Origin of the sequence: Simplicispira hankyongi (assembly GCF_003570885.1) — a bacterium.
GTDB lineage: Bacteria > Pseudomonadota > Gammaproteobacteria > Burkholderiales > Burkholderiaceae_C > Simplicispira > Simplicispira hankyongi.
In genome coordinates this window covers 18,098-37,701 of record NZ_QXJC01000005.1, presented here as the reverse complement: position 1 = coordinate 37,701, position 19,604 = coordinate 18,098, and the positions used below count along the sequence as shown (strand labels likewise).

Genomic DNA, 19,604 nt, shown 5'->3' with positions numbered 1-19,604 from the left:
ACCCATTCTCCACCAATTCGCGTACGGTGGCATGCTCGGACAGCACCGACTCGATGGCTGCGCGCGGCGCTTCGATGTACACGCTCAGCCGCAGCGGTGTGTGGCGCAGCTGCTGACCGTCGTGCAACGACTGCAGCGGCAGTCCAATGCGCAAGTCTCCGCCGTTGCCCTCAAACACGCCAATGTGGCCACCCACCACGTTGTGCAGAAGCTTGTTGCCGCACCCGTAGCGCGTGTTGTCCACGGTCGAGGCGTGGTACTGGAGGTTGATCCAGTTAGTGACCACCATGGGCGCAGTCATGATGAGCGTGAGCACCTTGTTCTCGGGATCCAGCGCATGGTCGTAGTCGTGCAAAAAGCTCCTACCGGCCAGATTCATGTTCCGGCTGCGCGCGCGCGGTGCCACGATAAATGAGGCGTTGTTGGCCAGGCCCCATTCCGGGCGCACCTGAGACCAGTCGTTGGCGCGCTCACGTACCGCCTGGTGCAGCGCTGCTGGTCTTGTGACCAGCTTGCCCAGACCCAGACTCTCTGCACGCTCGCCCCGAGCGCTCACGCCAGCTTGGTCCAACGCCGACTTCAGCGCCACGAGCGAGCCCGCCAACGGCGCCGGGACGTCCTGCGTGTCGAACAGCACCAGGTCGTCGGTCGTCGTGTTGTGGACTCCAGGCACAAAGTGGGTGTCTGCCGGTATCGCAATACCGCGCACCGCAAGCTCCGCGCGCAGCGCGGGTCGGTTGAGCAAGTCGGCCAGCACCCGGGCGTTCACTTCGCCGCTTTGCCCTCCGCAGGCCCCGCAATCCAGGCTTGAAGCATGGGCATTGTTGGCGCTTTGACTGCCGTGGCCGGCGATAAGCACCAGCGGCGCAAAGTTTTTCACCAAGCCCATGGCGGTCAGAATGCCCTGCGCGAGCGCTGCCGCAGCCTGAATTCCGTCATCCCCCTCCGCCAGGCTCGGCCGCAAGTGTTTCGCAGCACCGCCGGGCAAGCCGGTGTCTTCCCAACGCGCTGCCGGCGCGTCGGACGCCAAACTGCTGCTCAGCAGCTTGCCGCCATACAGCAAACCCAAACTCTCGACAAAGCTAAAAGCCGACGACGGTGCTGCGCGGAATGCGGCCCAGCGATCGCTCCAGTGCAGCGCCTCTTTGCGCTTGGCTGCCAGCACTTGGGCCAAGTGGGGACCTTGCGCCGTGCCACTCGCTGCCGCCAAGCCGCTGGCTTTGACCGACTCCGTCACTTGCAGCGTGGGCGAAAGCAACCCGGGAAGCTGGGGCCGTGTAAGCGCGCTGCCCAGTGGCTGGTACGCCATCGGCAGGCCGAAGAACCCGGCGAACCCCAGCGTCTGGGCGCCGGGCTCGGCCGCCTCCAGCGCTCGCCGAAACACTTCCGAGCGCACGTCGATGCAGAACACGGCCTGAAATTTTGGCGTTTTGGCGCCGTCAAATGCGCTCGCAAGCGTTGGCCGAGTCAAGCCGGCGATGGTTTCCTGCTGCTGGGCAATTTCAAGCGCGTGCTGCAGCAGCCAGTCGATGCGCTGGGCGGCCGCCAGCGCCTCGGCAGCAGCATCGGCCTGCGCCCATGCAGCCGTCCAATAGGCTGGGCGTGCCTCATGCTCTGCATCGCTGTGCAGCAGCCATTCCCATGCAAGACGGATCGCCAACAAATGCTCAATTTGCTCGTCGTCGCCTCCGGCCAGGCGGGCTTGCCAACGCTGGTAAGCGCACCATGCCGCCCAGCCGCCAAGAGACAGCAGCACCGCGGTGAGATAAGCCTGCTGGCCCTGCGGCGCAATGCCCAGCCCTTCCAGCGAATTGGCGATGCTGGCGCGCGGCTCGCTGGGCAGCTGTGCAAGGCGCGCGTGCAGAGCGCTGCGTCCTTGACGCCAAGGCAAACCATGGTCGTGCGCCAGTTGCTCGCGCCAGCTGCCGTACAGCCCCTGGCTCCGGTCCAAGCCCCAGGCAGAACCCTGGTCGTCAAAGTAAGCCGCGCAGTGCTGGCTGACCTGATGGGTGATCAGCGCATTCCACGAAAGGCCAGGCCTCGGCGCGCCGGCTGCGTCGCGCAGATCGCTGATCAACGGCAAGCGGGCCAGATTTTTCGGATTCGGCTCGGCCCGCTCCAAGGCTTGCACCAAGTCGTTCACAAGCGCCGCTACTTGGACGCTTCGCTTGACGTCTGCTTCCCCGTCGTCCGCGCTTTCGCTGCCCAGCGCAGACACAGCGCAATCCGCTGCATGCTTCAGATGCCGATGCGTCAGCCGGCCCGCGGCCCACTCGGCTTGAAACCAGCTCCGGGACATCGTCAGTCGCGTTCCCGCCAGTGTGCCGAGGGTGCCCGCTGCCACTTCAATCGGCTGCCCTACCCAGCCCCAGTAGGGATTGACGGCGATAAACCGGTCCAGGGGCCAGGTGGGCGCCACCCTTGCGCATGCCGCTGCGATGTGCTGTTCCAGTGCGTAGGACACGGGGTTAGAAAGCTTAGCGGCGGTCATGTCTGCACTCCGGAAATGGTGGAAAGAGCGTTCGCAACAGGCAAGCCTTGCGCGTTGGGGCGCATCGGCCTTTTCGCCGGTGGCCACACACGAAAGGTCATGGCATTGAACGTCTCGTCAAGAAAAAAGCCGCCGTACAGCCACGGGTAAAGGCGCTGTGCCAATGGCGAGTGCGGCGCAATCCGAATCAGCGACTGCAGCCAGAAGAGCGCAGCAAAGGCCAAGGCGCCAAAGACGCACAGCCCCACCAGCGGCATCTGCACCGGCAAGCGCAACCAGGCGCCAGACAGCAGGTGCAAGCTGAAATAGCCCAGCGCCACGGCGAACGCCGCGAGCGCCAATAAGGGCATCCGCCAGCCTTTGAGCGCGAGCGCGCTGCCATTGACGAGTGGCGCCAGCGCCAGCGCCACGATGCCCGCCAGCACCCAAAGCGCAGGCGAGGCCAGCGCGCCCGGAACCCATGCGGTCACGATCGCCCCTGCCAGCAGCACCATGGCGGCACCCAAGGCCATGCCCAACAGATTGCTTCCCCAGGTCTCCCGCTGGGCAGGCGCCATCTTGGTCACCATGGTCCGCTGCACCACCCCGTTGGCCGAGAGGAAGGCGTGGGCCTTGTAGAGCGAATGCGCAAGCAAATGCACCAGCGCCACGTCCCAGGCGCCCAGGCCGCACTGCATCAACATGAAGCCCATTTGAGCGCAGGTGGACCATGCCAGCATCACCTTGACACTGATACGCGTTGTCATCACCAGCGCGGCGAGCACTGCCGTGGTCGCGCCCACCAACACCAGCAGCGCCTGCGCCAGCGGAACCTGCTCCACCAGCGGCGCGAAGCGAATCAGCACGAAGCCGCCCAGGTTGACGATGCCCGCGTGCAGCAGTGCCGAGACCGGCGTGGGCGCTTCCATCACTTGAATGAGCCAACCGTGAAAGGGCAGTTGCGCACATTTCATAACTGCGGCCAGAGCCAGCAGCAGCATTGCCGCATGCGCCGCCAACGGCCACTGGGGCTGCATTGCGGCCAGCTTCAGCAACTCGTCGATGTGCAGCGTGCCAAAGGCCGCATACAGCAGCACCACCACGCCCGCCATGCACACATCGGCCAGCCGGGCGACGATGAACTTCTTGTGCGCGGCCACCAACGCTGCCGGCCGCTCATGGAAGAACACCAGCAAATGGTGCAGCGTCAGACTGGTGGCCATCCACGCCAGTGCCAGCACCAGCACATGGTTGGTGGCAATGACCACGCAGACGGTGGCCAGCGTGGCAAGCAACCAGCGCAGGTACTGCAACTCCCGTGGCTCGCCTTGCAAGTAACGCCGCGAATAGCGCACGATGACCCAGCCCACAAAGGCCACCAACAGCAGCACCACCGCGCCCGGCGGGTCCGCGCGCTGGCCATAACCTGCACCCTGGTGTCCCAAAGCCACCATCACCAAGGCGCCCGACGCCAAAACCACCGCGGCGACAGCGCTGGCCCCCGCCATGCGCCAGGCAATGGCGGTGCGGCGGCCCACCAGCGCGGCCGCCAAACCCAACACCAGCGCGGGCGCCAGAACAAGTGCGGCCTGCCACAAGGGCAAGGCATGAGATGGCAATACGGCGGACTCCATGGCGTTCTCCAGTCAAAGGTCAAGGGGGATGCATGGACTTTGCCGGCTTGCTTTCATTCTGTAAAATTCATTTTTTGATATGTTTCGTTCTATTAAAAAGAACTATTTACCACCGCCAGCCCTGCAGCAGCCGCCATGTCCCGCCTGAACTTTCACCATCTGCACTACTTCTGGGCCGTGGCGCGCGAGGGCAATCTCACGCGCGCTGCGACGCGCCTGCATGTGTCGCAATCGGCCTTGTCGGCGCAAATTCGCCAACTCGAAGACCAGCTCGGCCAAACCTTGTTTGCCCGCGTTGGGCGCGGCCTGCAACTGACCGAAGCCGGCCAAATGGCGCTGGGCTATGCCGACTCCATCTTTGCGGCAGGCAACGAGCTGATGGCGGTGATGCGCGAAGGCCACCGGGAAGAGCGCCAAGTGCTGCGCATCGGCGCCGCGGCCACCCTGTCGCGCAACTTTCAAGAGAACTTTTTGCGACCGCTGCTGGCACGCGACGACGTGGAGCTGGTGCTGCAATCGGGCAACCTTCTGGAACTGCTCGGGCGCCTACGGGTGCATACGCTGGACCTCATCCTGTCGAACCAGCGCGTGCACGCCAGCAGCGACAACCCCTGGCGCTGCCAACGCGTGGCGCGCCAGCCCGTCAGCCTGGTGGGCCGCGCACGGCCGGTCGACAAACCCTTTCGGTTCCCGCAAGACCTGGTCGAAGCGCCCATGCTCCTGCCCGGCCGCGACAACGACATCCGCGCTGCCTTTGACCTGCTGTGCGAGCAGCGCGGCATCCGCTACAAACTGCGCGCCGAGGTCGACGACATGGCCTTGATGCGGCTGCTGGCGCGCGACTCCGACAGCGTGGCGCTGCTGCCCAGCGTGGTGGTGCAGGACGAGCTGCGCAGCGGCAGTTTGGTCGAATACGCTGTACTGCCCGATCTGCACGAAAACTTCTATGCCATTACGGTGCAGCGCCAGTTCGAACCTCCGCTCCTGAAAGCGCTGCGCAAACAACCGCAAGCTACGGTGTTGGGGGTACTGCCCACATCGGTGCCAGCACATTGAGGGCAGCGCCAGCAAAGAATTCGCGCGCCGCATAGCATGCGGGTGTCACATCCAAGGAATTTTTCGATGAAGCTGTATTACTCCCCCGGCGCCTGCTCGATGTCGCCCCATATCGTCCTGCACGAAGCCGGCCTGGCACACGAGGCCATTGCCGCGCCGACCAAAACGCACAAGCTGCCCGATGGCACCGACTACTACACCATCAACCCCCTGGGCTACGTGCCCTTTCTGGTGCTCGACGATGGCCGCACGCTGCGCGAAGGCCCGGCCATCGTGCAGTACCTGGCCGACCAAGTGCCGGACAAACACCTGGCGCCCCCGGCCGGCAGCTTTGAGCGCTACCAATTGCAGGAATGGCTGACCTTCATCGGCACCGAGCTGCACAAGAGCTTTGGCCCCTTCTTTGGCGGCCCCGCGAACGACGAATACAAGGCGGTGGTCAAGGAGCGTTTGATGTCGCGCCTGGCTTTCGTGGACGCACAGCTCGCCGGCAAGGACTACCTCATGGGCGCGCAGTTCACCGTGGCCGACGCCTACCTGTTCACCGTCAGCGGCTGGGCCCCGCACGTGGGCTTTGACCTCTCGCACCTGAAGCACCTGACGGCCTACCGCGCACGCGTGGCAGCCCGCCCGGCGGTGATTGCCGCCATGAAGGCCGAAGGCCTCATCAAGTAAGGGCCTGCGCGCTGGCCATCACAGCGGCTTCTGCCGCCAGGCCAGCACCGCGCCCATCCACAGCGCCACGGCCGAGAACACCAGGCCGCGCGCCAGGCCTCCGGCCGCATCGGCAATGGCGCCCACCACGGTGGGCCCGACGATCTGGCCAGCCGCGAACACGATGGTGAAGGCGCTGATGCCAGCCGCCCATTGCGACGGCGGCAGGTTGTGGCGCACCAGCGCCGTGGTGGAGGCCACCAGCGACAGGAACACCCCGCCAAACAGCAGGCCCGAGGCCAGCACCACCGGCCAGGCCGAGGTGAGCGCCGGCAGCACCGTGGCCACGCCCAGCAGGGCGTTGAGCAGCGCCAGCGCGCCGCCGCCCTTGCTGCGCTCCAAGAGCCCCGCCCAGACGCGCGCCGACGCCACCACCGCCAGACCCAGCAGCGTGTAAAACCAGGTGATGCCGGTGGTGCCCAGGCCCTGCTCCTTCAACAGCGCAATCACGAAGGTCATGTAGCCGATGTAGCCCACGCCAAACAAGGTGTAGCCCGCCAGCGCTGGCGCCAGCGCGCGCAGCGGCACCCGCGCATGCGTGGGCACCGCGCCGTCCGCCGTGGTCGCCGTGGTCACCGCTCCCTGCGCATCCAACTGGCGCAATACCCGCGCCGGCCAGGCCAGCGCTGCCGTGCAGGCGGCGCACAGCAGGGCCAGCAGCCACCAGGCCCAGACCCAGGTGTGCGGCTCGGGCGCGTGCGCCAGCACCACCGGCACCAGCAAGCTTGACGCCGCAATGCCCCAGCCCACGCCGCCGTAGTACACGCCCAGCAAAAGCCCGCTGCGGCGGCCGTCCAGCGCGCCCAGGCGGGCCGCCATCAAGCCGCCCGCCACAAACACGGCCGCGCTGGCCACGCCCGCCAGCAGGCGCTGCGCCAACAAAGCGGGTGAGTCCAGCAGAAAACCGCACACCGCCATCAGCACCGTCGCCAGCGCCGCTCCACCCAGCAAGATGCTGCCCGGCGCGTGGCGGCGCAGCAGCAGCGGCGTCACCAGCGCACCCACCAGGTAGCCGATGGCGTTGGCCGTGTTCATGCCTCCGGCCAGCAGATAGCTCCAGCCCAGGTCGCCCCGCATGGGCGGCAGCAGCAGCGCGTAGGAAAAACGGGTCAGGCCCAGCGAGATGGCAGCGCCGAGCGAGAGCGAGAAGGCCAGCGCCAGGGCGGGCAGCGGCCGGGGCGCTGCGGCAGCGGAAGAAGCGGTCATAAGCGCCCCATTGTGCCGCTCAGCCGTTGCAGTGCTTGCCATCGGTCGCGCCCACGGTCGCCCAGGTTACTCCTGTTTTAATAGCTTCTCGCGCTTACCCCATAAGCGCCAGAGGCCATTTTTACCAAAACTTCCGGGTTGGTTGAGCGCTGCATGCGGCGAATTCCTTCAGCGCAGGCCGCGCCAGCACGCTACGCTGTGCAGTACAGGCCCCACGCCACCCACCTTTGCCACCCCTTTCGGAAAGCACCGCCATGACCTCTTTGTTCGAACCCCTCACCGCCGGCGCCCTGCACCTGGCCAACCGCATCGCCATGGCGCCGCTGACGCGCAACCGCGCTCCCGGCGCCGTGCCTACGCCCCTGATGGCCGAGTACTACACCCAGCGCGCCAGCGCCGGCCTCATCATCACCGAGGCCACCGCCATCAGCCCGCAGGGCCAGGGCTATGCCGACGTGCCCGGCCTCTACGGCACGGATCAGCTCGACGGCTGGCGCCGCGTGACCGATGCCGTGCACAAGGCGGGCGGGCGCATCGTGGTGCAGCTGTGGCACGTGGGCCGCGTTTCGCACGTCGATCTGCAGCCGGACCACGGCAAGCCTGTGGCCCCTTCGGCCATCACCGCCAAGACCAAGACCGTCCTCATCCGGGACGGCCAGCCGGTGTTTGTCGACACCTCGGAGCCACGCGCGCTCGATGTCTCCGAGCTGCCAGGCATCGTGCAGGACTACCGGCGCGCCGCGCGCAACGCCATCGCCTGCGGCTTTGACGGCGTGGAAATCCACGGGGCCAATGGCTACCTGCTCGACCAGTTCCTGAAAACCGGCGCCAACCACCGCGAAGACGACTACGGCGGCAACGTGAAGAACCGCGCCCGGCTGATGCTCGAAGTGGTGCGCGGCATCGTCGACGAAATTGGCGGCGGGCGCACCGGCATCCGCCTCTCGCCCGTGACGCCCGCCAACGACATCGTGGACGAACACCCCCAGCAGACGTTCGACTACCTGCTGCACCAGCTCGCGCCCCTGGGCCTGGCCTACATCCACCTGATCGTCGGCGCCACCGGCGGCCCGCGCGAAGTGGAAGGCCGGCCATTCAACTACGAATCGCTGCACGCGCTCTACCGCAAGCATGGCGGCCAGGGCGCCTGGATGCTGAACAACGGATTCGCCGACAAGGCAGGCGCCCAGGCCGCGCTCGATGCGGGTGCAGACATCGTGGCCTTTGGTCGGCCCTACATCGCCAACCCCGACCTGGTCACCCGCTTGCGCCAGGACGCACCGCTCAACACCCCCAACCGCGCCACCTTCTACGGTGGCGGCGCCGAGGGCTATACCGACTACCCGGCGCTGGCACACAGTTAAGCACCGACGCGCCAGCGGCGCTTCCCATGATCTATCCGGGGCTCGCTCCGCCTGGCATGGAACGCCAGATACGCGTGTACAGCGCGTCAAACGCCGGATCGCGCGGCACCCCGGGCGTGAGCAGCAGATCGTTGGTGGCAAAGGCCTGGTCGATGGCGTGCCAGTCGTCGGCCCCAAGTTCGGCCAGCGCGGCGGGGAGCACGACCGCCTCTTCCAGGCGCATGTGGGCCAGATAAAAATCGTTGTAGCGCACCAGCGCGCCAGCGAAGGTCGCACGGCGCGACTCGCCCAGCAGTTCCCAGGCCAGCAGCAGGTGCTGGAGCTCACGCACCGCCGCCTCGCCACCCTCGTGGTCGCGGTCGAGCTGCTCAATGGCGCTGGCCGCCTCGGCCGAACGCGCAGCCACCCGTGGAAACAGCCACTGGGACTCCTTGGGATGGTGCTGGCGCTCGGGAAACTCGTCGATGTAGAACAGCATCGCCCGCATGGCGCCAAAGAACGCCTGCGGCGCATCGCCAGGGCCTTGCTGCGTCCGCTGGTGCAAGGCCTTGAGCATGGCGGCCAGCGCAGCGTGCTCTTCGTTGATGATTCTGAGACTCGTAGGGATCATGGCGCGACGCTCCAGATGCGGCAGGCAGCCGGCCAGGCATCATCCCCCAGATCGGCGGCCTTTGCCCAAGGCTCATGCCGGCAAGCGGGTCAGCCCCTTTGGCCCCTGCACACCGCCCGCTTCGCCCAGGCGGAACTGCTGCACCACCTGCGACAGGCGCGCCGCCTGCTCGCGCAGGGAGGCGGCGGCGGCGGCCGATTCCTCCACCAGCGCAGCGTTCTGCTGCGTCATGCGGTCGATCTCGCCGACCGACTGGTTGGCGTCGCCAATGCCGACCGCCTGCTCCTTGGCCGCGGCCGAAATTTCGCCAATGATGTCGCCCACGCGCTGCACGCTGGCGACGATCTCCTGCATGGCTGCGCCGGCATCTTCCACATGGCGCACGCCGCCATCGACCGCCTGCACACTGCTGCCGATCAGCGTCTTGATTTCGCTCGCCGCCGCGGCCGAGCGTTGCGCCAGGCTGCGCACTTCGCTGGCCACCACAGCAAAGCCGCGCCCCTGCTCGCCCGCCCGCGCGGCCTCGACGGCGGCGTTCAGCGCCAGGATGTTGGTCTGGAAAGCAATCGAATCGATCAGGCCAATGATGTCGTTGATCTTGCGGCTGGAGGCCGCTATTTCCTGCATGCTGGCCACCGCCTGCTGCACCACCGAGCCGCCGCGCGTGGCCGTGGCCGAAGCCGAGCTGGCGAGCTGGTTGGCGGTCTGCGACGAGCCCGCCGTCTGCTGCACCGTGGCGGTCAGCGTGGCCAGCGTTCCCACCGCATCCTGCGCGTGCCCGGCGGTCTGCTCGGTGCGGGACGACAGATCCTGGTTGCCGTTGGCAATCTCGTGGCTGGCAATGGCCAGGCTGCCGCTGGCATCGCGCACCTGTGCCACCAGGGCGCCCAGACCGTTTTGCATGTCGTGCAGGGCGCGCTGCAGATCGGCCACCTCATCGTTGCCGGACACGCGAATGGTCTGCGACAGGTCGCCCCCGGCAATCGCACGCGCCAGCTTCTGCGCATATTCCAACGGCCGGCAGATGGAGATCATGTTGAGCAGCGTGAGCGGCACCACCACCAGGATGGTGATGGCGACCAGCAGCGCAAACAGCCACAGGGTCTGTTCCAGCGCCTTGGCCTGTCCTGCCACAGCCTGCGTCACCTCGCGCTGCAGGCGCTCATCGAGCGCCGACATGCCTTGCTGCAGCGCAGTCCAGGCAGCATCCGCCTCAGGCCCCGGCACAGCGGCAAGCTGGGCGCGGAACGCGGCAATCCGCTCGCGCACGGCCAGCGCCTGTTGGTGGTCTGCGGCATCGGGCGTAGCCAAAAACCGCGCCACCGCCTGCTCGGCCGCCTCCAGCGCCGCCAGAGCGCGCGTGCGCGCCGCTGCCAGGGCGTCGGGGGTGGCCTGTTGCAGCAGCATCTCCTTTTGCTCGCTGCGGGCCGTACCCAACTGGGTGAGCAGGCTGGCAATCTGCGTCTGCTGAGAGAACTCGCGCGCCACAAAAGCTTCGCTCATGGCGTGGATGCGAAACATCCCGAACATGCCGGCTCCGCCCAGCAGGCCCAACAGGATAAGCACCACGGCAATCGCACTCTGCATGCGAAAACGGATCGTGAACTGGCGCATCAAACTGAAAACCGACATGAAATTCCCCTGTCAAAAGCCCGTGCGGCACCGCAACAACTTGTTGCAAGTGTGCCAGAAACCACCCTGAATACATGGATTTAGAGTTGACTGGCGCGCACTGCAAACGTCTGCAGCCCCTGCCATTCGGGCAGACACTGACGCCGATCAAATGCGCGGACCTCCCCGGCCCTTGGGGCGCAGGGGGTTTACGCTCTGGCAGCGCTACGCAGCCGGGCTCTGCTCGCTCAGGCGCACATAGGTCGCCAGCAACGCGCTTTTGGCCACCACCCCCAGCAGCACCGGGTTGGCGGCGCTTTCCACCACCGGCAGGCGCTCACCACGGTGCTCCAGAAAATACTGCAGCGCCTGGCCAAGCTCCATCTCGGCGGGCAGGGGCTCGATTTCGCGGCTCAGCAGGTCGGCGGCGCACTGGTGGGCCAGCTCGCGCGGCGCTGGCATTGCGGCGGTCGCTCCGGCAGCCGTGTTGGAAGGCGCTTGCGCAGCGGCTTGGCGGCGCTTTTCTTCCTCCACCGCCGTGCTCAAGGCCTTGAGTGGCACCACGCCCAGAAAACGCTCGCCGGCATCGGCCACATAGAGGTATTTCACCGGGTGCTGCAGGAACAAACGGCTCATGGCGACCAGGTCGGCGTCAGGCCGCACCACCGTCAGCGCCGGCTGCACCAGCTCGCGCATCTGCAAGCCGCGCAGCCGGATGCGTGCGTCTTGCGCCTGGCGGCGCTGCACGGTGATTTGGTACATGGAGCCGCCCTGAATCGAGCGCGCCACGAAGTAGGCCACCACGCTCGCCGCCATCAGCGGCAGCATGACTTCGTAGCTCAGTGTCATCTCGAAAATCATCAGCACCGCCATCAAGGGCGCCTGCGTGGCCGCCGCCAAAAACGCGCCCATGCCCACCATGGCGTAGGCCGACGGCGCCGAGGTGGCCGCAGGCCACAGGGCCTGCACGCCATGCCCGAACAGGCTGCCGACCAGACAGCCGACAAACAGCGCTGGCGTAAACACCCCGCCGACCGCACCGGAACCGGCCGTGGCGAACGTCGCGACCAGCTTGGCCACCAGCAGCAACAGCAAAATCCACCACGGGCCAGGGTCGTGCAGCACGCCGTTGACCACGCTGTAGCCATTGCCCCAGACCTCGGGCACCGCCACCGAAATCAGCCCCACCACCAGCCCGCCCAGCGCCATGCGCAGCGGCAGCGCCCAGGGCAGGCGCGCGAACAAGCGCTTGCCGCCGGCCAGCCCGCGCAGAAACAGCGCCGCCGCCGCGCCCAGCAGTACGCCCATCAGGGCAAACAGCAGCACCTCGGGGCCATAGATATCGGCAAACACCGGCATTTCGTACGGCGGGCGGTAGCCGGGGAAGGCGCGCATGGCGATGTTGGCCACCACCGAGGCGACCATGATCGGCCCCACGCTTTCCATGGCGATGGTGCCGAGCACGATTTCGGCGACGAAAAACGCGCCGGCAATGGGCGCGTTGTAGGCCGAGGTAATGCCCGCCGCCGCCCCGCAAGCCACCAGCAGGCGCAGCCGCTCCACGGGAAAATGCAAAAAGCGCCCCAGCAGCGACGCCGCCAGCGCCGAGAGCTGCACCATGGAACCTTCGCGCCCGATGGAGCCGCCGCTGGCAATGCTCAGCAGCGACGAGCCGCTGCGGATCAGCGCCTGCGCCACGGGAATGCGCCCGTCGCCCACCACAATCGCTTCCATGTAGTCCGACGTGGCTTTCTGCTCTGCCCGGCGGCGCGCCAGCACCAGCAGGCCACCCGCCGCCAGCCCACCCAGCGCAGGCACGGCAAGGCGCAGGAACCAGGGGAGCTTGCGCGCCAGGTCCACCATGCCGGTGTGCGCCCCGAACACCAGCGTGTCGAGCGACTCCAGCAGAAGCCGGAAGCCCTCGGTCGCCACCGCCCCCAGCAGGCCCGCCACCACCGACCACAACAGCGTGATCTGCCAGTCGGAAATGCGGAACACCCGCAGCAGCGCATTGCGGGCGGTCAGCAGGCGGGAGGCAAAGCGGGGAGACATGGAAGGGCATTTTCACCCGAGGAATCGATTGGCGGTCGTCGCCACCCCAGCAGCGCCCACCCACACCACCTCAGCCGCGCGGGCCGCGCCAACGTTTGAGCAGCAAGGCATTCGTCATCACGCTGACCGAGCTGAGCGCCATCGCCGCGCCCGCCACCACCGGGCTCAGGTAACCGAGCGCCGCCAGCGGAATGCCGGCCACGTTGTAGGCAAAGGCCCAGAACAGGTTCTGCCGAATCTTCATCACCGTGCGGCGCGAAATGTCGAGCGCCGCCGCCACCAGCAGCGGGTCGCCACGCATCAGCGTGATGCCGGCGGCGTGCATCGCCACATCAGTGCCGTTGCCCATGGCCATGCCCACGTCGGCCGCGGCCAGCGCCGGTGCATCGTTCACGCCATCGCCCACCATGACCACGGTGTGCGTCTGCCCATCCGGCGTGTGCTGCAGCGCCCGCACCGCCGCCGCCTTGTCGCCTGGCAGCACCTCGGCCATCACCTCGCCAGCGTCCGGGTCCAGCCCCAGGCGCCGCGCCATCGCCTCGGCGGCGCCGCGGTTGTCGCCTGAAATCATCACCGTGCGCAGGCCTTTGGCGCGCAACTGGGCCAGCGCTTCCAGCGCGCCCGGCTTGGGCTCGTCGGCAAAGGCCAGCAGGGCGCGCGCCTCCAGGCCGCGCCCCGTGCGCTGCACCAGCGCCGACACCGTGGCCCCTTCGGCCTGCAAAGCAGCGGCACGGCCGGCCAGCGGGCCGAGGTCGAGCTTGAGCTCGCCCATCCAGCGCAGGCTGCCCAGCAGATAGCTTTGTCCGTCCACCTCGCCTTCGCTGCCGCGCCCCGCCACCGCGCGCAGCGCCTCCGGGGCGGCCAACGCCAGGCCCTCAGCCTGCGCCGCCTGCACCACGGCGCGGGCCAGCGGGTGCTCGCTGCCGCTTTGCAGGCTGGCGGCGGCCTGCAGCAGCGCCTTGCGATCCTGCCCCGCGGCGGGCTCGAAGGCCGTCAGGCGCGGCTGGCCCACCGTCAGCGTGCCGGTCTTGTCAAAGGCCACGGTGTCGGCGCGGTGCGCCAGCTCCAGCGCCTGGGCGTCCTTGATCAAGATGCCGTGCTCGGCCGCCACGCCCGTGCCGGCCATGATGGCGGCCGGCGTCGCCAGGCCCAGCGCGCAGGGGCAGGCGATCACCAGCACCGCCACCGCGCGGATCAGCGCCACTTCGCCGCTGGCGCCCGCCAGCATCCAGCCCGCCAGGGTGATGAGGGCAATCACCAGCACCACCGGCACGAACACATTGGCCACCTGGTCCACCAGCCGCTGGATCGACGCCTTGGCGGCCTGGGCGTCTTCTACCAGGCGGATGATTTTGGACAGCACCGTCTCGCTGCCCACCGCACGCACCGTGAGCACGATGCGGCCTTCGCCGTTGATCGAGCCGCCGGTCAGCAGCGCGCCCGCGTCCTTGACCACGGGCAGGGGCTCGCCGGTGAGCATGGATTCGTCCACCTGGGTCTCGCCGCTTTGCAGCACGCCGTCCACCGGCAGGCGCTCGCCCGGCCGCACCACCAGCTCGTCGCCCACCATCACCTCGCCTACGGGCACGTCCTGCTCCTGCCCCTTGACCAGCAGATGGGCCACATCGGGCCGCAGGCCGTGCAGGGCGCGGATCGCCGCCGTGGTCTGCTGCTTGGCGCGGGCCTCCAGCCATTTGCCCAGCAGCACCAGCGTGACCACCACCGCCGAGGCCTCGAAATACAAATGCGGCATGTGCCCGGCCGGCGCCGCCAGCCACAGCCACATCGACAGCCCCCAGCCCGCGCTGGTGCCAATGGCGACCAGCAGATCCATGTTGCCGGTGAACGCGCGCGCCGCATGCCAGCCGGCCTTGTAAAAGCGCGCCCCCAGAATGAACTGCACCGGCGTAGCCAGCGCAAACTGCGCCCAGGCGGGCAGCATCCAGTGCAGGCCAAACAGCGCACCGAACATGGGCAGCACCAGCGGCGCCGACAAGGCCAGGCCCATGGCGACGCGGTCAAACCCCGCCCAGGGCGAAGCGTCCTCGTGCGCGGCCACGGCCTCGGCGGTGCGCGGCTCATAACCGGCGGTGCGCACAGCGCGGCGCAGGCGGGCCTCGGTGGCGGCGGCGTCCTCGCCGGGCGCAACTGCCACGGCGATACGGGCAGACTCGGTGGCCAGGTTCACCGCCGCCATCTGCACCCCCGGCACCTTGCGCAGCGCGCGCTCCACGCGGCCCACGCAACTGGCACAGGTCATGCCACCAATGCCGATGTCGATCTCCAGCGGCGGTGCCGAAGCATCAGGTGCGGCGCCGGGGGCAGCGGCGAAGGCGGGGACAGGCAGGGTGGATTCGGGTGTCATGGCGCAAAGGTACACCCTGCCACGGTGGCAGGGTCAAGCGCGAAAGTCCGGGCTGGGTGGGGAATGCCTAAAATTAGTAGCCAAATAGGCCTCAAGCGCTTATCTGTATTGCGCTGACAGCTATCTATTCTGTAGTTCATCCCCGCTCCACAGATCGACACGAACCGCTTGACTCTGCCACCATGTCAAGCTGCAAGCTACCGCTGTCAGCCCTTTTCCCCCATTCCAGGAGTTTCCCCATGAGCACAACCTACCAATTCACCGTCACCGGCATGACCTGCGGCCACTGCGAGCGCGCCGTCACCCAGGCCGTGCAAGCGCTGGACCCGGCCGCCGAGGTGCGCATCGACCGCGCGGCCAACCGCGTCGACGTCGCCAGCACCCAGCCGCGCGACGCCCTGGCGGCGGCCATTGCCGAAGAAGGCTACGAGGTGGCGCCCGCGTGACCAGCGAAAACGCAGCGCAGGTCCCCATCGGCACGGCGGCCCGGCGCGCGGGCGTCTCGCCGCGCATGGTGCGGCACTACGAATCGCTGGGCCTGCTGGCCCCCGTGGCGCGCACCGACTCGGGCTACCGCCAGTATTCGGAGGCCGACATCCACGCCCTGCGCTTCATCCGCCGCGCCCGCGACCTGGGCTTTTCGATGCCCGAGATCGCCACCCTGCTCGGCCTGTGGCAAGACAAGCAGCGCGCCAGCGCCAGCGTCAAGCAGATTGCACAGGCGCACATCGACGACCTCACAAAACGCATCGCGGCCATGCAGGCCATGCAGCGCACGCTGCAGCAACTCGTAGGCTGCTGCGCGGGCGACGCGCGGCCCGAATGCCCGATCTTGGACGACCTGGCGGCCGAGGGCGAAAGCGCCGCGCCGGTTGCCACGGGGCGAAGAAAACTATCAAAACCATAGCTTCCAGCGCTTACCCATCAAGCGCTGGAGGTCTGAAATACCTAAAATATGACTCGCGCGGCGAGGCCCGGCGGAGTGGCCCGGCGCACCGCATTCAGGAGCCCCCATGAGCACCGCCAGCCCCCCCTCCACCAGCACCCCGCTGGAAGTCACCCGCGAAGGCGCTGTTGCCACGCTGCGATTTTCACGCCCCGAGGCCATGAACGCCATCAACGTACCCATGGCGCAGGCACTGCTCGCCGCCGTGCAGGACCTGGCCGCCGACGTTGGCGTGCGCGCCGTGGTGCTGTGCGGGGCCGGCAAAGCCTTCATGGCGGGCGGCGACCTGGCTACCTTGCGCGCCGACCCGGTGCAGGGCGCCGCCGACCTGCTCGGGCCGCTCAACGCCGCCGTACAGGTGCTCGCCGGCATGAACGCCCCCGTCATCGCCAAGGTGCATGGCGCCGCCGCCGGTGCCGGCCTCTCGCTCATGCTGCAGGCCGACTTTGTGATGGCTGCCGAGAGCACGCGCTTCAACCTTGCTTACATCAACCTGGGCACCAGTTGCGACGTCGGCGCCTCGTGGGCCTTGCCGCGCCTGGTGGGCCTGCGCCACGCGCTCGAGATCGCGCTGCTCGGCGACACGCTCAGCGCCTCCGACGCGCTGCGCCTGGGCCTGGTCAACCGCGTGGTACCGGCAGGGCAATTGGACGAAGCCGCCGCCACCCTCGCCCACCGCCTGGCCCACGGCCCCACGCTGGCCTATGGCGCCATGAAGCGGCTGATGCGCGCATCGTTCGACCGCGACCTGGAGGCGCAGCTGATCGCCGAGACTGCAGCCTTTGCCGGCTGCGCCGCCACGCAGGACATGCGTGCGGGGATCGAGGCGTTTTTTGCGAAAAAACCTGCCAGCTTTGAGGGGCGTTGAGCGCTGTCTTTCTGATGCATGCAAACCGCCAACGGTCGCTTCCAGAGGCAGGGGCTTCCCGCTACATTTGGGCTCGCAGCCCGCGGCAAGGACTGGCACGTTGACAGGGCGACAAAGCAGCGCAACCGGCAGTACAAAAAAGGCAGCACGCACATGCAATCGACCACCTCCCACAGCTGGTTCTTCTGGGCCGCGCTGTCTGCCGTCTTCGCCGCCCTCACCGCCATCTTTGCCAAGGTGGGCATCCAGGGCGTGGATTCCGACCTGGCCACGCTGGTGCGCACCGTCATCATTGTTTTCGTACTGACGGCGTTCGTCTGGGCCACAGGCAAGTGGAGCAACCCACTGCAGTTGCCGGGCAAGACCTGGATCTTTCTGGCGCTGTCGGCCCTGGCAACCGGGGCATCGTGGGTCTGCTACTTCCGCGCGCTGCAACTGGGCGAGGCGTCGCAGGTGGCTCCGGTCGACAAGTTCAGCCTGGTGCTGGTGGCGGTGTTTGCCTTTGTGTTCCTGGGCGAGCGCCCGTCGGGCACGGGTTGGCTGGGCATTGCGCTGGTGGCGGCCGGGGTGGTGGTGTTGGCGCTGCGCCGCTAGTGTCGTGAGTTGGAAGTAGGTTGAAAAAGTGAAAGATGTCGAAATCGGCGTCAGGCAAGGCGCAAACCACAGCGATAGCCGGAGCTATCGCGAGGATTTGCAACGCGGCATGGCGGCGATTCTCGGCAACTTTCTGAAACGAACTTCCAACTCACGACACTAGCCGCATTCAGCCGCAGCGACTGCGGCACGCGCCTCTATACTTCGCGCTTCCCTTGGGGAGTAGCCGGCTTTCGACTTCGAAAGCGCCTGCGTCAACATACTCGGCCCGCTCTGCGCGCTGTGGCGCAGGCATCCAGTGTGCTGGTTGGCGAGACCATGGGCGCGTTCACACGACAGGAGCCGGGCCGTGGGAATGCGCCTTTGCGTTCGCCCGGCCAGATCACACAATTCCCATGAGCCCCCTCTCCATTGCCCTGTTGTCCCTGGCCATGTCCACCGACGCCTTTGCCGCCGCCGTGGGCAAGGGCATGGCGCTGGAACACCCCCACTGGCGCGAAGCGCTGCGCACCGGGGCCATTTTCGGCGCCATCGAAGGCACAACGCCCCTCATCGGCTGGGCCCTGGGCCTGGCTGCTGCCGATTACGTCAAAGCCTGGGACCACTGGATCGCCTTCGTGCTGCTGCTGGGTCTGGGCGGGCACATGGTGCTCAATGGCCTGAGACCCTCCGAATCACAGGCCGCCGACAAACCCGCGCGCCACGGCTTCTGGGTGCTGGCGCTGACAGGCTTAGCCACCAGCATGGACGCCATGGTGGTAGGCGCGGGCCTGGCCATTCTGGACGTGCCCATCCTTCCCGTCGCCTTCGCGATCGGCTGCACCACGCTGGTGGCCGTCACCCTCGGGGTGATGGCCGGGCGCGTGTTCGGCCGGGCGGCGGGCGGCCGCGCAGAGATCGTGGGCGGGCTGGTGCTTGCCGGCATCGGCACCGCCATCCTGTTCGAGCACCTTAGCGCCGGCTGAGCGCTGCCCCGCCTCAGAACGGGGCGTTGTCGGGGTCGGTATCCACGGGCGCCGTCGCCGGGCCGGTCACGCTGCCGGACGCAGCAGATGCCGAAATGGGGGCCGAAACGGGTGCCGCCACGCCCGGCTGCGCCTCGCCGCCCAGCGCCTCGATCAGGTCGGGCAGCAGGCGCGAGACTTCGCCAGTGGCAATGGCCACATCGGTGTCAAAGCCGCCATCGTCGGCCGCCTTGTCCTCGAACACCGTGTCCAGAAACGCCAGTTTCTTGATCTGCAGGCCCTCGGTCAGCACGAAGGACACGCGCTCGTCCCAGGTCAGCGCCAGGCGCGTCGGCAGCTTGCCAGCGGCGATATGGGCCTGCACTTCCTCGATGTCGAGCGGGTGGCGGGCGTAGCGCACCACGGCCTTGGCCTCGTCCGCCGACTTGAGTTCGCATTCACGGTCCACACTGAAACCTGCGGGCGGCTCCTGCGTGGCCAGCCAGTGCGCCATGGCGGCTTGCGGGCTGGTGTGGGTGTGCACCAGGGCCAGCGCAAAGCCGGGCAGCGCCTCGGTCAGCAGGCTGACCACCTCATCGGCGCGCGCCTGGCTGCCGGTGTCGAGCACCAGGGTGCGGGCGGCCTGGTCGATCCACACCCACATCGAGCCTTGCTTGGTGAACGCCATGGGCAGCAGGTCAAGCATGGCTTCATCCTTGAGCTCCTTGCTTTCCTTCTTGCCGGGCTTGCGGCCGGTTTCCTGCTCGATGCGATCGGCTTTCTCCTTGACCCGGCGGGCGACGACGGAGCCGGGCACTACCTTGGCCTCGGCCATGAAACGCAAAATCCACTGGCCCGCCACCGATTCGGCCAGCAGGCCATGTGCCTCGCCGCGCGGCGGCACCCAGCCAACCGAACGCTCTTGGGTGGCGCCGCATTCCAGGAACGGCGCGCGCGCCAGCGCTTCTTCCAACTGGGTGAGATCGCATTGCCAGCCGGGCGCGATACGGTAGACGATCAGGTTCTTGAACAAGAGGGAATCCTTTGGTGACTTGGCAGCGGCGCGCCAGCAACGCACGGCGCGCCGAGAAAGGGAAAAGGAGGATTGTCGCGCGCGACGGATCTGCAGCCAGCCGCCATTTATCAAAATTGATAGCTGCTTAGGCAATA

Annotated in this window: 15 protein-coding genes, 1 pseudogene and 1 riboswitch; of the genes and pseudogenes, 8 read left to right on the top strand and 8 right to left on the bottom strand. The window is 67.4% G+C overall.

The genetic code is table 11. The features are described from left to right. Positions 1 to 7 precede the first annotated feature (7 nt). Positions 8 to 2,491: pseudogene (locus D3F03_RS17415) on the bottom strand (YbcC family protein); the annotation flags it as partial. Then, positions 2,488 to 4,104 carry an NADH-quinone oxidoreductase subunit L gene (locus tag D3F03_RS12185; protein ID WP_119109703.1) on the bottom strand — a complete coding sequence of 539 codons (1,617 nt, stop codon included), beginning with the start codon at positions 4,102 to 4,104 and terminating at the stop codon, positions 2,488 to 2,490. The gene D3F03_RS12185 and the pseudogene D3F03_RS17415, both read right to left, overlap by 4 nt. Before the next feature lie 135 nt (positions 4,105 to 4,239). Here D3F03_RS12185 and D3F03_RS12180 point away from each other — a divergent pair, with 135 nt between their 5' ends. Both D3F03_RS12180 and gstA read left to right on the top strand, forming a co-directional pair. Then, positions 4,240 to 5,160, top strand: a complete 921-nt coding sequence (locus tag D3F03_RS12180) for a LysR family transcriptional regulator (protein ID WP_119109702.1) — start codon at positions 4,240 to 4,242, stop codon at positions 5,158 to 5,160. Between the two features lie 66 nt (positions 5,161 to 5,226). Next, entirely contained in the window at positions 5,227 to 5,835 is a 609-nt protein-coding gene (gene gstA, locus D3F03_RS12175; protein ID WP_119109701.1) for a glutathione transferase GstA, read from the top strand. Positions 5,836 to 5,853: 18 nt separating this feature from the next. Here the strand turns inward: gstA and D3F03_RS12170 are convergent, their stop codons facing one another. Continuing rightward, on the bottom strand, positions 5,854 to 7,080 hold the full coding sequence (locus tag D3F03_RS12170; protein WP_119109700.1) for a YbfB/YjiJ family MFS transporter: 1,227 nt from the start codon (positions 7,078 to 7,080) through the stop codon (positions 5,854 to 5,856). A gap of 254 nt (positions 7,081 to 7,334) precedes the next feature. Here D3F03_RS12170 and D3F03_RS12165 point away from each other — a divergent pair, with 254 nt between their 5' ends. Then, the gene (locus tag D3F03_RS12165) at positions 7,335 to 8,444 is read left to right on the top strand and encodes an alkene reductase (protein WP_119109699.1); all 1,110 of its coding nucleotides are present in this window, start codon (positions 7,335 to 7,337) and stop codon (positions 8,442 to 8,444) included. Positions 8,445 to 8,475: 31 nt separating this feature from the next. On the opposite strand, the gene D3F03_RS12160 is transcribed toward D3F03_RS12165, so the two are convergent. From D3F03_RS12160 to D3F03_RS12145, 4 genes are all read right to left on the bottom strand, one after another. After that, complete coding sequence (locus D3F03_RS12160) at positions 8,476 to 9,054, bottom strand: hemerythrin domain-containing protein (protein ID WP_119109698.1); 579 nt, start codon at positions 9,052 to 9,054, stop codon at positions 8,476 to 8,478. 72 nt (positions 9,055 to 9,126) lie between these two features. Beyond that, positions 9,127 to 10,686 (bottom strand): methyl-accepting chemotaxis protein, encoded by a 1,560-nt coding sequence (locus tag D3F03_RS12155; RefSeq protein WP_119109697.1) that lies wholly within the window; start codon positions 10,684 to 10,686, stop codon positions 9,127 to 9,129. 204 nt (positions 10,687 to 10,890) lie between these two features. Continuing rightward, positions 10,891 to 12,717, bottom strand: a complete 1,827-nt coding sequence (locus D3F03_RS12150) for a ClcB-like voltage-gated chloride channel protein (protein ID WP_119109696.1) — start codon at positions 12,715 to 12,717, stop codon at positions 10,891 to 10,893. Between the two features lie 70 nt (positions 12,718 to 12,787). After that, complete coding sequence (locus tag D3F03_RS12145; RefSeq protein ID WP_425453124.1) at positions 12,788 to 15,082, bottom strand: heavy metal translocating P-type ATPase; 2,295 nt, start codon at positions 15,080 to 15,082, stop codon at positions 12,788 to 12,790. Positions 15,083 to 15,321: 239 nt separating this feature from the next. Between D3F03_RS12145 and D3F03_RS12140 the strand changes: the two genes are divergently transcribed. The 5 genes from D3F03_RS12140 to D3F03_RS12120 all read left to right on the top strand — a co-directional run bounded on the left by D3F03_RS12140 (position 15,322) and on the right by D3F03_RS12120 (position 18,455). Beyond that, a complete protein-coding gene (locus D3F03_RS12140) occupies positions 15,322 to 15,528 on the top strand; it encodes a heavy-metal-associated domain-containing protein (protein WP_119109695.1) in 207 nt (68 codons plus the stop codon). After that, positions 15,525 to 15,989: a Cu(I)-responsive transcriptional regulator gene (gene cueR / locus D3F03_RS12135; protein ID WP_119109694.1), complete on the top strand. Its 465-nt coding sequence runs from the start codon at positions 15,525 to 15,527 to the stop codon at positions 15,987 to 15,989. The genes D3F03_RS12140 and cueR overlap by 4 nt, the downstream gene beginning before the upstream one ends. Positions 15,990 to 16,095: 106 nt before the next feature. After that, positions 16,096 to 16,896 carry an enoyl-CoA hydratase/isomerase family protein gene (locus D3F03_RS12130; protein ID WP_119109693.1) on the top strand — a complete coding sequence of 267 codons (801 nt, stop codon included), beginning with the start codon at positions 16,096 to 16,098 and terminating at the stop codon, positions 16,894 to 16,896. A 153-nt stretch (positions 16,897 to 17,049) separates the two neighbouring features. Then, complete coding sequence (locus D3F03_RS12125) at positions 17,050 to 17,490, top strand: EamA family transporter (protein WP_119109885.1); 441 nt, start codon at positions 17,050 to 17,052, stop codon at positions 17,488 to 17,490. Positions 17,491 to 17,702: 212 nt separating this feature from the next. Then, positions 17,703 to 17,873, top strand: a riboswitch (yybP-ykoY riboswitch). A gap of 12 nt (positions 17,874 to 17,885) precedes the next feature. Then, entirely contained in the window at positions 17,886 to 18,455 is a 570-nt protein-coding gene (locus tag D3F03_RS12120; protein WP_119109692.1) for a manganese efflux pump MntP, read from the top strand. A 13-nt stretch (positions 18,456 to 18,468) separates the two neighbouring features. Here D3F03_RS12120 and D3F03_RS12115 read toward each other — a convergent pair whose 3' ends face one another. Further along, positions 18,469 to 19,467, bottom strand: coding sequence for a recombination-associated protein RdgC (locus D3F03_RS12115; RefSeq protein WP_119109691.1), 999 nt, complete (start codon positions 19,465 to 19,467; stop codon positions 18,469 to 18,471). Positions 19,468 to 19,604 lie beyond the last annotated feature (137 nt).

Bases quoted from the DNA above. Each gene is read 5' to 3' on its own strand.
- D3F03_RS12125 (WP_119109885.1), top strand. From the start codon at position 17,050: ATGCAATCGACCACCTCCCACAGCTGGTTCTTCTGGGCCGCGCTGTCT.
- D3F03_RS12160 (WP_119109698.1), bottom strand. From the start codon at position 9,054: ATGATCCCTACGAGTCTCAGAATCATCAACGAAGAGCACGCTGCGCTG.
- D3F03_RS12165 (WP_119109699.1), top strand. From the start codon at position 7,335: ATGACCTCTTTGTTCGAACCCCTCACCGCCGGCGCCCTGCACCTGGCC.
- D3F03_RS12180 (WP_119109702.1), top strand. From the start codon at position 4,240: ATGTCCCGCCTGAACTTTCACCATCTGCACTACTTCTGGGCCGTGGCG.
- D3F03_RS12140 (WP_119109695.1), top strand. From the start codon at position 15,322: ATGAGCACAACCTACCAATTCACCGTCACCGGCATGACCTGCGGCCAC.
- D3F03_RS12150 (WP_119109696.1), bottom strand. From the start codon at position 12,717: ATGTCTCCCCGCTTTGCCTCCCGCCTGCTGACCGCCCGCAATGCGCTG.
- D3F03_RS12155 (WP_119109697.1), bottom strand. From the start codon at position 10,686: ATGTCGGTTTTCAGTTTGATGCGCCAGTTCACGATCCGTTTTCGCATG.
- D3F03_RS12185 (WP_119109703.1), bottom strand. From the start codon at position 4,104: ATGGAGTCCGCCGTATTGCCATCTCATGCCTTGCCCTTGTGGCAGGCC.
- D3F03_RS12145 (WP_425453124.1), bottom strand. From the start codon at position 15,082: ATGACACCCGAATCCACCCTGCCTGTCCCCGCCTTCGCCGCTGCCCCC.
- D3F03_RS12120 (WP_119109692.1), top strand. From the start codon at position 17,886: ATGAGCCCCCTCTCCATTGCCCTGTTGTCCCTGGCCATGTCCACCGAC.
- D3F03_RS12170 (WP_119109700.1), bottom strand. From the start codon at position 7,080: ATGACCGCTTCTTCCGCTGCCGCAGCGCCCCGGCCGCTGCCCGCCCTG.
- gstA (WP_119109701.1), top strand. From the start codon at position 5,227: ATGAAGCTGTATTACTCCCCCGGCGCCTGCTCGATGTCGCCCCATATC.
- D3F03_RS12130 (WP_119109693.1), top strand. From the start codon at position 16,096: ATGAGCACCGCCAGCCCCCCCTCCACCAGCACCCCGCTGGAAGTCACC.